The organism is Mycobacterium sp. 1164985.4 (assembly GCF_001668575.1).
Classification (GTDB): domain Bacteria; phylum Actinomycetota; class Actinomycetes; order Mycobacteriales; family Mycobacteriaceae; genus Mycobacterium.
The window spans coordinates 12880-25178 of sequence record NZ_LZMD01000111.1 but is presented as its reverse complement, the minus strand read 5'-3'; the positions used below and the strand labels follow the sequence as shown (position 1 = coordinate 25178).

Sequence of the window (12299 nt, the reverse complement as noted above, 5' to 3'; positions counted from 1 at the left end):
CCTCAGACGGTAGCGGCGATCGGAGGGCCGATCTCCTCGGCCAGCGTCTCGATGACGCGGGACAGCTCGTCGACCAGCCAACTGTCGCTACGCCGCCGGTACACCTCGAGCAGCGAGCGGTAGTACCACAGATGTTCCTGCGGATCGTCGGTGTTGAAGCGCTGCCACACCTTCGGGCCGAAGCGGCGCAGGTCCCGCAGGATCGCCCTGGCGTTGTCCAGTTTGTCGGCCATCGACACGCGAATCGTGCTGTCCGAGGCCGTATTCAAGTGTTCGATGTAGTTCTGCTTGCGCTCGCGCCACGGCGGTTTCGGCGTCACGACCGTATCGCTGCACTCCTCGACGATGCCGGCGACCTCTGGACCGAAGCGCTCTTCGATCGTCGCGAGTGTCGCGTCACCGCCCTGATCCTCGGCGGCGTCGTGCAGCAGAGCGGCGATCGCCTCGGTCTCGGTGCCGTCGGCCTCGATCACCAACCCGGCGACCGACAGTAGATGACCGACGTACGGCACCTCGGAGGCCTTGCGGGTCTGGGTGCGGTGCAGTTCGGCGGCGAACCCCAGCGCCTCATGGAATTTTGTGCCCAGGCGCGGTGATGTCGTTTCGCTCACCTCATACTCCTCCCTCAGGCCGTCGGCGGGGGCGGGTCGAGCATCACGGCCCGGTCGCCGTTCCAGCGATAGCGCGCGCTGTGAATCGCCGCGGGCGCACAGGCGTTGCACTCGCCGGGCACCTTGTAGTTGAGCACGACTGTGTCGTCGCTGCTGGCCGCGGAGTCCAGTGAGGTGAAGCCGTACGCCTTGGACGTACCAGTTCCGACGTACTCGCCGCGATGGAACAGCAGGGCCTGCACGGGCGAACTGCCGGTGCCGCCTTCGGTCGTCACCAAGATCGTGGAGAGTTCGGAGCACGGGTCGTAGTTGCTGTCCACGGGTGTGCTGTCCCATGGGGACCCGGTGAGTGGTTCGAACGGCAGCTGGGCGAACGCGAGGCGTATCGCGTCGTCCTGGTCGGGGCTACACGTCGGCTGGGCTGCCGCGACCGGTGTCGCGATCATCGGAATACAGGCGGCTGCGCTGGCGGCCATGGTCAACATCGCGGCCATCGAACGATTCATCGAAACGTGGCTTTCCCTGACTCGGTCGCTTGCAAACGTCCACCGCCACGGTAAACCCCCGTCCCCGTCGGACCCACGACCTATCGTTGGCGGCGATGGCGCTTCACATCCACCGGGCCGAACGCACCGATCTTCTCGCCGACGGGCTGGGCGCTCTGCTCAGTCATCCCCTGTCGGACCCGTTCGCCGAGGAGCTGGTCATCGTGCCGGCCAAGGGGGTCGAGCGCTGGCTGAGCCAGCGGTTGAGCCATGTGCTGGGGCGTGGCGCCGGCGCCGACGGTGTCTGCGCAGGTATCGCGTTCCGCAATCCGCGCTCGCTGATCGCGGAGTTGACCGGAACCGGCTCCGGCAGGACTGGCGGCACCGCCGCCGTAGAGGACCCGTGGTCGCCCGACGCGATGGTGTGGCCATTGATGGAGGTCATCGACGCCGCCTGCCCCGAGGACTGGTGTAAACCGCTGGCCACCCACCTCGGCCACTTCGAGGCCGGCGAGGAGCGGGAACTGCGCCAGGGCCGGCGCTACGCCGTCGCTCGCAGGCTCGCGGGGCTGTTCGCCTCCTACGCCCGCCAACGTCCACAGCTGCTGATCGACTGGGAAAACGGCGCCGACGGCGACATCGCGGCCGACCTCGCCTGGCAGCCGCCGCTGTGGCGCGCGCTCATCGAGCGCGTCGGCGCCGACACCCCGCACGTTCGGCACGCGAAAACCGTTGCGCGGCTGCGCGAATCGCGTGCCGATCTGCCCGAGCGACTGTCGCTGTTCGGGCACACCCGGCTGCCCCGCACCGAGATCGAACTGCTTGACGCGCTTTCCACACACCACGCCCTGCACCTGTGGCTGCCGCACCCGAGCGACGATATGTGGCAGCAACTCAAGGCGTTGCAGGGCCAGATCCCCCGCCGCGAGGACGACAGTCACCGCCGGGTCGGCCATCCCCTGCTCGCCACGCTCGGCCGCGACCTTCGCGAACTGCAGCGCGCACTGCCGACCGACCCCCGGACCGACGAATACCTCGGCGGCAGGCAGCGCCGCGACACCCTCCTCGGGTGGTTGCAGTCCGACATCGCGGCCAATGCGATCCGGCCGCAAGGCCGGGCACACCTCGCCACCGACCTCTCGGTACAGGTGCACAGCTGCCACGGACCGGCCCGCCAGATCGACGTGCTCCGCGAGGTGCTGCTCGGTCTGCTCGCCGACGACGAGACCCTCGAACCGCGCGACATCCTCGTCATGTGCCCGGACATCGAGACCTACGCGCCTCTGATCGTGGCCGGCTTCGGCCTCGGCGACATGATCAAGGGTGTGCATCCGGCCCACCAGCTGCGCGTCCGCCTCGCCGACCGGTCGCTCGTGCAGACCAATCCACTGCTCGGCGTGGCCTCCCAGCTGCTCGCGTTGGCGGGTGGCCGCGCCACCTCGAGCGAAGTGCTCAACCTCGCGCAGGCCGCGCCGGTGCGGGCCCGCTTCGGCTTCACCGACGACAACCTCGAAGACATCACCCGCTGGGTGCGCCAGGCCAACATCCGCTGGGGCTTCGACACCGAGCACCGCAAACCCTACTGTGTCGACTTCGTCCAGAACACATGGCGTTTCGGCATCGACCGGGTGCTGGCCGGGGTGGCCATGTCCGACGACTCGCACGCCTGGATCGACACCACGCTTCCCCTCGACGACGTGAGCAGCAACCGGGTCGACCTGGCGGGCCAGCTGGCCGAGTACGTCGACCGCCTGCGGTGTGCCGTTCAATCCCTCACCGGCACAAGGCCGCTTGTTCAGTGGCTGCAGGCGCTGAGCGACGGCATCGGCCTGTTGACCCGCGTGGGTGACGACGACGTCTGGCAGGCCGCCCAACTCGACCGCGAATTCGCCGACGTGCTCGCCACGGCGGGTACCCGCGCCCACACCGCGATGCGGCTCTCCGACGTCCGAGCACTGCTTGACCGCCACCTCGCCGGCCGGCCCACCCGCGCCAACTTCCGCACCGGCACGCTGACCGTCTGCACCATGGTGCCGATGCGATCGGTGCCGCACCGCGTCGTGTGCCTGGTCGGCCTCGACGACGGCGTGTTCCCGCGTTTGGGCGTGGTCGACGGCGACGACGCGCTGGCCCGCGAACCGATGACCGGTGAGCGCGACATCCGTTCCGAGGACAGGCAATTGCTGCTCGACGCCATCGGCGCGGCCACCGAGACACTGGTGATCACCTACACCGGCGCCAACGAATACTCCGGTCAGGAACGCCCGCCGGCCGTCCCGCTCGCCGAGTTGCTCGACACGCTCGACCGCACCACCGAGCATCCGGTCCGCGAGGCGATCGTGGTGAAACATCCGCTGCAACCGTTCGACACCCGCAATGTCATCCCCGGGAAACTGATTCCGAACGTGCCGTTCACGTTCGACTCCACGGTCAAGCGCGCGGCGCTCACCCGCGCCGCCGAACGCGCAGAGCGGCCGAGATTCGTCTCCGGCCCGCTGCCCGCTCCCTCGCCCGACGACGTCGTGCTCGCCGACCTGGTCGCGTTCTTCCGCGACCCCGTTAAGGGATTCTTCCGCGCCCTGGACTACACGTTGCCGTGGGAGGTCGACGGCGTCGAGGACGCGATGCCTGTTGATATCGACGCGCTCGAGCAGTGGGCGGTCGGCGATCGCATGTTGCGGGACATGTTGAGCGGTATGGATTCCGATCAGGCCCGCCAGGCTGAGTGGCGGCGCGGCACCCTGCCGCCCGGCCACCTCGGCTGGCGCCGAGCGAACGAGATCTGCGACCAGGCGTCGCTGATCGCGGACGCCGCACGGCCGTACCGGGGCGCCGACCCGACCGCGGTCGACATCGACGTCGAGATCGGCGCCGGCCGCCGGATCACCGGCACCGTCACGCCCGTCTACGGTGAGCGGCTGGTCTCGGTCACCTACTCCAAGCTCGACGGTCGCCATCTGTTGCAGCCGTGGATTCCGTTGCTGGCGTTGTTCGCTCACGATCCCAGCCGCGAGTGGAAGGCGATCAGCATCGGCCGCGCCCGCCGCGGCACCACGCCGCGGATCGAGTCAATGGGCAGGCCGTCGGAGCATGCGCGGGAGTTGCTCGCCGACCTGGTCGCGATGTACGACCAGGGTCGCCGCGAACCGCTTCCGCTGCCGGTGAAAACGTCTTACGCCTGGGCCGAAGCCGTGCACGGCCAGGGCGATCCGGAACAACGCGCGGGGTTCAAGTGGCGGTCGGGCATGTACCCCGGCGAGGAGGACGAACCCGCATACCAGCTGGCGTTCGGCAAGGGCACCTGGTTGAAGCACCTCGTGGAGCGGGGCCTGGATTCGTACTCGGGTCGACTGTGGCTGCCGATGCTGCGGGCGCTGGAGACGTGATGGAACCCTTCGATCTGCTGGGCGAGCTGCCCGCCGAACGTTCGACCACGGTGCTGGAGGCCAGCGCAGGGACCGGGAAGACGTTCGCGCTGGCCGGGCTCGTCACACGTTACCTCGCCGAGGGAGTCGCGACGCTCGACCAGATGCTGCTGATCACGTTCAGCCGCGCGGCCAGCCAGGAATTGCGTGATCGGGTGAGGCGCCAGATCGTCGACGCCGTCCAGGCTTTCATCGATCCGGCCGGCGTCGAGGTCAACGAGATCGTCGAGCACCTGCTCGACGGCACCGCTGAGCAGGTCGCCGCGCGCGAACGCCGTCTGCGCGATGCGCTGGCCGCATTCGACGCCGCGACGATCGCCACCACCCACCAGTTCTGCCAACTGGTTCTCAAATCGCTTGGTGTGGCGGGTGACAGCGACTCGCGGGTCACGCTCGTCGAGAGCCTCGAGGAACTGGTCATCGAGATCGTCGACGATCTCTACCTGCACCACTTCGGCCGTGAGCGTGACAACCCGGTGCTGACCTATCCCGATGCGCTGCGCCTGGCAAAGCAGGTCGTCGAGCATCCCGCGACCGAGCTGCGGCCAAAGGACCCTCCACCGGATTCCCGTGCCGCCGTCTGCATCCGGTTCGCGAAAGACGTTCTGGACGAACTGGATAAGCGCAAGCGGCAGCGAGGCATCCTCGGCTACGATGACCTGCTGAGCCGGTTGGCCGACGCGCTGGACGCCGACGACTCCGCGGCGCAGCTGCGCATGCACCAGCGTTGGCCGATCGTGATGGTCGACGAGTTCCAGGACACCGATCCCGTCCAGTGGCGCGTGATCGACCGCGCCTTCACCAAACGGTCGACGCTGATCCTCATCGGCGATCCCAAGCAAGCGATCTACGCGTTCCGCGGCGGCGACATCGTCACCTATCTGAGTGCGGCCTCCAAGGCCGACGTCCAGAAGACGTTGGCCATCAACTGGCGCAGCGACGAGGCGCTGGTGACGCGGTTGCAGGCGGTGCTGCGTGGTGCCCAACTGGGCCACGAGAAGATCGTCGTGCACGACGTCGCTGCCAGGCACACGGGCTCGCGGTTGGCCGGAGCGCCGTGCAACGATCCGTTCCGGCTGCGCGTCGTGTCCCGGAACACCCTGGGCCGCAGCCGAACCGGTGTCATACCGATCGACCAGCTGCGCACACACATCCCCAAGGATCTGGCGGCCGACATCGGCGCACTGATCGATGCGGAGGCGACGTTCGACGGTCGCCGCCTCGGGGCGGGCGACATCGCGGTCATCGTCGAGAACCACCGCGACGCAAGGGTCTGCTACCGAGCGCTGTGTGACGCGGGCATCCCCGCGGTGTACACCGGCGACTCCGACATCTTCAACTCCGACGCCGCCGAGGACTGGCTGGCGTTACTCGAGGCGTTCGACCAGCCGCACCGGCCCGGGGTCGTGCGCGCGGCCGCCGCGACCATGTTCTTCGGTGAGACCGCCGAATCGCTCGTCGCGGGCGGTGACCCGCTGACCGATCGCATCGCAGAAACGTTGCGGGAGTGGGCAGGTCACGCCCGCGAGCGCGGGGTGGCGGCGATCTTCGAGGCCGCGCAGCTCGCCGGCATGAGTGATCGCGTGTTGTCCTGGCGCAACGGTGAGCGCCAGATGACCGACCTGGCCCACATGACGCAGCTGCTGCAGGAGGCCGCGCACCGCGAGCACTTCACCCTGCCGGCGCTGCGCGACTGGCTGCGGGCCCAGCGCGAGGAGCGCAGCGGAGCAGCGGAGAGGTTCCGCCGCCTCGACAACGATGCCGCGGCGGTTCAGGTGATGACAGTTTTCGTGGCCAAGGGGTTGCAGTTTCCGGTCGTCTATCTGCCGTTCGCGTTCAACCGCCATGTGTGGGAGCCCGAGACCGTGCTCTACCACGAGGGCGACACCAGATGCCTGCACATCGGTGGCAACGACAGCCCCGACTTCCACGCGGTGTCGAAGATCGGCCGTGAAGAGGACGCCAGCGACGACAGCCGCCTGATGTACGTGGCGATGACGCGCGCGCAGTCGCAGCTGGTCGCCTGGTGGGCGCCGTCGCGCGACGAGCCCAACGGCGGGCTGTCGCGGCTGCTGCGCGGCAGGCGGCCGGGTGAGCCGATGGTGCCGGATGTGGTTGTGCCCAGCAAGGTTTCCGACGATGACGCGATGGCACGGTTCAAGGAGTGGGAGGTCGTCGGCGGTCCCGTGATCGAGGACTCGGTGCCGCGTCCGAGGCGCGCACCCCAAGAGCCGGCCGCTCCCGCCGAGGTCGATGCCCGGCACTTCCACCGATCCATCGACACGGCGTGGCGCCGGACGTCCTACAGCGGGTTGATCCGCGCGGTCGAGGCCACACCGGTCAGCAGCGAGCCCGAGACGGTCGAACTCGACGACGAGGTCGCCGAGATTCCGCTGACCACCGCGGCCGACGGCGCCGACGTGCCGTCACCGATGGCGGAGCTGCCGACCGGGGCGAAGTTCGGCTCGCTGGTGCACGCCGTGCTCGAGACGGCGAATCCGTTCGCCGCCGACCTCGCCGCGGAGCTGGAGGCCCGGATCCGTGAGCATTCGGTGTGGTGGCCCGTCAACGTGGAGGCCACCGAGCTGGCGGCGGCGATGGTGCCGATGCACGACACACCTCTGGGACCGCTGGCCGGAGATACGACGCTGCGGCAGATCGGATTGCGCGACCGGATGCGGGAGATGGACTTCGAATTCCCGTTGGCGGGCGGGGATCTGCGCGCGTCGAGGCCCGACATCCGGCTGAGCCATGTCGGTGAGCTGCTGCGTGCGCACCTGCCCGTGGACGATCCGTTGGCGTCGTACGCGGAACGGTTGACCGGAGCGGGTCTGGGACCGCAGCAGCTGAAGGGATACCTGTCGGGCTCGGTGGACGCGGTGCTGCGGATAGACGGCCGCTACCTCGTCGTCGACTACAAGACCAACTGGCTCGGCGATCCGAACCGGCCTTTGACCGCGGCGGATTACTCGCGGCCGCGGCTGGCCGAGGCGATGCTGCACTCCGACTACCCGCTGCAGGCCCTGCTGTACAGCGTTGTGCTGCACCGCTTCCTGCGGTGGCGGCAGCCGCACTACACGCCTGAACGACATCTCGGCGGCGTGCTGTATCTGTTCCTGCGCGGAATGTGCGGGCCCGACACGCCGACCGTGGACGGGCATCCCGCCGGCGTGTTCAGCTGGAACCCGCCGACGGCGTTGATCACCGCGCTGTCGGATCTGCTCGACTTCGGGAGGGCCGCGGCGTGACGAGCCTGGAATGGCGGCGGGCGGTCAGTGCCACCGGACTGCTGCGCAACTTCACCGAAGCCGAGGTCCTCGGTGCGTCGGATGTGCATGTCGCACAACGGCTCTGCGAGCTTGTCAAGGCACCCGACGAACGGGTCGCGCTCGCGGTCGCGCTCGTGGTGCGCGCGCTACGCAACGGGTCGGTGTGCCTGGACCTGCGGACCGTCGAACAGCAGGTCGGCCTCGACGGGCTGCCGTGGCCCAAGATCGGCGACTGGTTCGCCGCCATCGCCGGGCACCCGCTGACCGGGCAACCGCCGGTGCTGCACGTCGATGGCGACCTGTTGTACCTCGACCGGTACTGGCTCGAAGAACAGCAGGTGTGTGACGACATCCTGCGGATGACCGCCGCCCGGCCGGCCCAGCCGGTGCCCGATCTCGACAGGTTGTTCCCGCCGGGCTTCGAGGAGCAGCGCGCCGCCGCGGAACTCGCGCTGTCGCAAGGGTTGACGGTGCTCACCGGCGGTCCGGGCACGGGTAAGACGACGACGGTCGCGCGCTTGCTGGCCCTGCTCGCGAGCGGTACGCGGCTGCGGATCGCGTTGGCGGCGCCGACGGGGAAAGCGGCGGCGCGACTGCAGGAGGCGGTGCAACTGGAAGTCGACAAGCTCGACGCGTCCGACCGCGAGGCACTGTCCGGCCTGCACGCGACGACGTTGCACCGGCTGCTCGGCAGCCGCCCCGACACGTCGGCGCGGTTCCGCCACAACCGCGCCAACCGGTTGCCACACGACGTGATCGTCGTCGACGAGACGTCGATGGTGTCGCTGACGATGATGGCGCGACTGCTCGAGGCGGTGCGGCCGGATGCGAGGCTCATCCTGGTCGGCGATCCGGACCAGCTGGCGTCGGTCGAGGCGGGTGCGGTACTCGCGGACCTGGTCGACGGTCTCGGCGCAGGTCGCATCGCGGAACTGAAGACGTCGCACCGCTTCGGCGAGTCGATCGGCCGGTTGGCCACGGCGATCCGCACGGGCGACGCCGACGCTGTTGTCGAGGCGTTGCGCGCCGGCGATGAGCACATCGAGTGGGTCGACACCGAGGAGCCGTCCGAACACCTTCGTAAGGTGTTGGTGCCGAACGCGATCGCGCTGCGCACGGCGGCGATTCTCGGCGACGCCGACGCGGCGCTGGCCATCTTGACCGAGCACCGGCTGCTGTGTGCGCATCGTCGCGGGCCGTACGGGGTGCGGTACTGGAATCACCAGGTGGAGCGGTGGCTGTCGGAATTGACCGGCGAGCCGATCTGGTCGACGTGGTACGCGGGGCGACCGGTCCTGGTGACGGCGAACGACTACGGACTCAACCTCTACAACGGCGACACCGGCGTCACGGTGCTGCGCGACGGCGTGCTGCGCGCGGTCATCGCGGGCACCGAACGGCTGGAGTTCGCGACCAGCCGGCTCGCCGAGGTCGACACCATGCACGCGATGACCATCCATAAGTCACAGGGCAGCCAGGCCGACGAGGTGACCGTGTTGCTGCCGCCGGACGATTCGCGGCTGCTCAGTCGCGAGCTGTTCTACACCGCGGTCACCAGGGCCAAGAAGAAGATCCGCGTCGTCGGGCCGGCGGCATCGGTGCGCGCCGCCGTCGAGCGGCGGGCGGTACGCGCCTCGGGCCTTTCGCGCCGCCTCTCATCCAGCGCCACCTGACCCGCTGATGTTTAGCGTCGCCTGAGTCCAGGGCACTCCTCCCAGCGATTGTGGTGTAGCGCACACGCCACCCGGGTGGACGGAGCCTGTGATGACTGCGGAGAACCAGGTCACGCCGACCGACGTCGACAAGGCACTTCTCGGCAGCGCGACGTACCGAAGCCTAGGCGAACAGCGACTCTCGCCGCGAGAGGAACGCTTCGAGAAGGGCCGCCGCACAGTCGGCCTGTTCCTCGCCCCGCTGCTGACCGTCGTCTTCCTCGTCCTGCCGCTGGACATCCCGCGTGAACAGCAGGTGCTCGGCGCGGTCCTGCTCGGCGTGATCGCGCTGTGGATCAGCGAGGCGGTGCCGATCCCGATCGGCGGCCTGCTCGGCGTCGCGGTGGCCGTGTTCCTCGGAGTCGCACCGGTCGACGACGTGCTCGGTCCGTTCGGGTCATCGACGATCTTCACGTTCATCGGCGCCTTCATCCTCGCCCAAGCGATGCTCAAACACGGTGTGGCGCGGCGTTTCGCGTTTCGCATCCTGGCCCTGCCGCGGGCGGGCCGCTCGACCACCGGCGTCATCCTCGCGTTCGGCGCGATCACATGCCTGCTGTCGGCGTTCGTCTCGAACACCGCAACGGTGGCCATGCTGCTGCCGACGGCGATCGGCATCCTGTCCGTCATCGCCAAACTGCTGCAGCAGCGCGGCGACGTCGACGCCGACTTCGACCCGCAACGGCTGCGGGTGGGCGCCGCGCTCATGCTGATGCTCGCCTACGGCGCCAGCGTGGGTGGCCTGCTCACGCCGGTCGGTAGCCCGCCGAACCTGATCGGGCGCGGGCTGATCGAAGAGGCCACCGGCGAGCGGATCAGCTTCGGCCAGTGGATGGCGATGGCGATCCCCATCTGCCTGGTGATGTTCCTGTTGCTGGCGCTGATCATGTTGCGGCTCAACAAACCCGAGATCAAACGCATCGACGGGGTGGCCGAGTATGTGGCCAGCGAACGCGAGAAACTCGGTTCGCTGTCGCGGGCGGAGAAGAACACGCTCATCGCGTTCGCCGTGACCGTGACGCTGTGGATCCTGCCCGGCGTCGTCGCCTTGATCACCGGCACCGAGTCCAACGTGTACGAGTTCGTCAGCGACCGCCTCGACGAGGGTGTCGTCGCGGTGTTCGGCGCGTCGCTGCTGTTCCTGCTGCCGACCGACTGGCAGAGTCGCGAGTTCACGCTGCGCTGGAAGGACGCCGCCGAAATCGACTGGGGCACAATCATCTTGTTCGGCACCGGCATCATCTTCGGCTCACTGATCTCGTCGACCGGGCTGGCCGAGACCATCGGTACCTCCGTCAACGACGCTCTCGGCCTGACCAGCAGCGTCGCGATCACCATATTCGCCGTGCTGCTGGCGATCATCGTCTCCGAAACCACCAGCAACACCGCATCCGCCGCGGTGGTCGTCCCGATCGTGATACCCGTGGCGGTGGCCGCGGGCGTCAACCCGTTCGTGCCCGCATTGGCGGCCACGTTCGCGGCGTCGTTCGGCTTCATGCTGCCGGTGTCCACGCCGCAGAACGCGATCGTCTACGGCTCGGGCGTCGTGCCGATCACGAAGATGATCCGCTCCGGCGTCACGTTCGACATCGCGGGCGCTATCCTGATCATCGTTCTGTTGCCGTTGATGATCAGCCTTCTGGGATTGGGTACATGACCGAGTCTGATGCTCTTCACGCAGGCGGCTCATCGTATATCGCCGTCATCCCCGGCGACGGGATCGGCACCGAGGTGATCGCGTCGGCGCGGGCGGTGCTCGACGCCGCGGCACGCAAGCACGGGATCTCGTTGTCCTACACCGAGTTCGACTGGTCGTGTCAGCGCTACGCGGAGGCGGGCGCGATGATGCCGGCCGACGGCCTCGACACGCTGAGCAAGTTCGACGCCATCTTCCTCGGCGCGGTCGGATGGCCGGGGGTGCCCGACCACGTCTCGTTGTGGGGCCTGCTCATCCCGATCCGCCGCGCGTTCCGCCAATACGTGAACATGCGGCCGATCCGCGTCTTCGACGGCGTCGCAAGCCCGCTGCGCACGGCGAACGATGTCGACTTCGTCGTGGTCCGCGAGAACGTCGAGGGCGAGTACAGCGAGATCGGCGGACGACTGAACCGCGGCTTCTCCGACGAAATGGCGGTCCAGGAGTCGGTTTTCACCCGCAACGGCGTCGGCCGCATTGCCGACTTCGCGTTCGAACTCGCACGCACCCGTCGCAAGTACGTGACGTCGGCGACCAAATCCAACGGCATCGTGCACACCTTGCCGTTCTGGGACGAGGTAGTCGCAGAACGGGCGTCGCACTACCCCGACGTCAAGCTCGACAGCGAGCACATCGACGCTCTGGCCGCGAAATTCGTCCTGCAGCCCCAGCGATTCGACGTCGTCGTCGGCTCCAACCTGTTCGGCGACATCCTCAGCGACCTCGCCGCCGCTGTGGCGGGCTCGATCGGCATCGCCCCGTCTGCCAACCTCGACCCCACCAAGCAGTACCCGTCGATGTTCGAACCCGTGCACGGGTCGGCGCCCGATATCGCCGGGCAGGGCATCGCCAACCCGGTCGGCGCGGTGTGGTCGGCGGCGCTGATGCTCGAGCATCTGGGGCACACCCAAGCCGCCGATGACGTGATGGCCGCCGTCGAGGCGACGCTGGCCGACCCGCAGACCCGAACCGGAGACCTGGGCGGTCAGGCCTCGACCCCGGAGGTCACCGACGCGCTCGTCGCTCGGTTGAGCTAGCAAACTCGCTCCAAAGGCCCGCGCAGCCCCCCGGGCCTCCCAAATTAGTGCATTAGGGGGCGTC

General features: G+C 68.4%; 7 protein-coding genes. 5 read left to right on the top strand and 2 right to left on the bottom strand.

Annotated features, from left to right (window positions below; translation table 11 throughout):
• Positions 1 to 2: 2 nt before the first annotated feature.
• Positions 3 to 611 carry an HD domain-containing protein gene (locus A5650_RS24440; RefSeq protein ID WP_067298166.1) on the bottom strand — a complete coding sequence of 203 codons (609 nt, stop codon included), beginning with the start codon at positions 609 to 611 and terminating at the stop codon, positions 3 to 5.
• Between the two features lie 14 nt (positions 612 to 625).
• Entirely contained in the window at positions 626 to 1117 is a 492-nt protein-coding gene (locus tag A5650_RS24435; protein ID WP_156744328.1) for an LppP/LprE family lipoprotein, read from the bottom strand.
• Positions 1118 to 1212: 95 nt separating this feature from the next.
• On the opposite strand from A5650_RS24435, the gene recC reads away from it, so the two are divergent.
• The 5 genes from recC (at position 1213) to A5650_RS24410 (ending at position 12235) form a co-directional block, all read left to right on the top strand.
• On the top strand, positions 1213 to 4482 hold the full coding sequence (recC, locus tag A5650_RS24430) for an exodeoxyribonuclease V subunit gamma (protein ID WP_067298163.1): 3270 nt from the start codon (positions 1213 to 1215) through the stop codon (positions 4480 to 4482).
• The gene (recB, locus tag A5650_RS24425; RefSeq protein ID WP_067298161.1) at positions 4482 to 7769 is read left to right on the top strand and encodes an exodeoxyribonuclease V subunit beta; all 3288 of its coding nucleotides are present in this window, start codon (positions 4482 to 4484) and stop codon (positions 7767 to 7769) included. Before recC ends, recB begins: the two co-directional genes overlap by 1 nt.
• 5 nt (positions 7770 to 7774) lie before the next feature.
• Positions 7775 to 9463 (top strand): exodeoxyribonuclease V subunit alpha, encoded by a 1689-nt coding sequence (gene recD / locus A5650_RS24420; protein ID WP_231992804.1) that lies wholly within the window; start codon positions 7775 to 7777, stop codon positions 9461 to 9463.
• Positions 9464 to 9554: 91 nt separating this feature from the next.
• A complete protein-coding gene (locus A5650_RS24415) occupies positions 9555 to 11159 on the top strand; it encodes an SLC13 family permease (protein WP_067298160.1) in 1605 nt (534 codons plus the stop codon).
• Entirely contained in the window at positions 11156 to 12235 is a 1080-nt protein-coding gene (locus A5650_RS24410) for a tartrate dehydrogenase (RefSeq protein ID WP_067298159.1), read from the top strand. Before A5650_RS24415 ends, A5650_RS24410 begins: the two co-directional genes overlap by 4 nt.
• Positions 12236 to 12299 lie beyond the last annotated feature (64 nt).

Bases quoted from the DNA above. Each gene is read 5' to 3' on its own strand.
- A5650_RS24435 (WP_156744328.1), bottom strand. From the start codon at position 1,117: ATGAATCGTTCGATGGCCGCGATGTTGACCATGGCCGCCAGCGCAGCC.
- recB (WP_067298161.1), top strand. From the start codon at position 4,482: ATGGAACCCTTCGATCTGCTGGGCGAGCTGCCCGCCGAACGTTCGACC.
- A5650_RS24415 (WP_067298160.1), top strand. From the start codon at position 9,555: ATGACTGCGGAGAACCAGGTCACGCCGACCGACGTCGACAAGGCACTT.
- recC (WP_067298163.1), top strand. From the start codon at position 1,213: ATGGCGCTTCACATCCACCGGGCCGAACGCACCGATCTTCTCGCCGAC.
- A5650_RS24410 (WP_067298159.1), top strand. From the start codon at position 11,156: ATGACCGAGTCTGATGCTCTTCACGCAGGCGGCTCATCGTATATCGCC.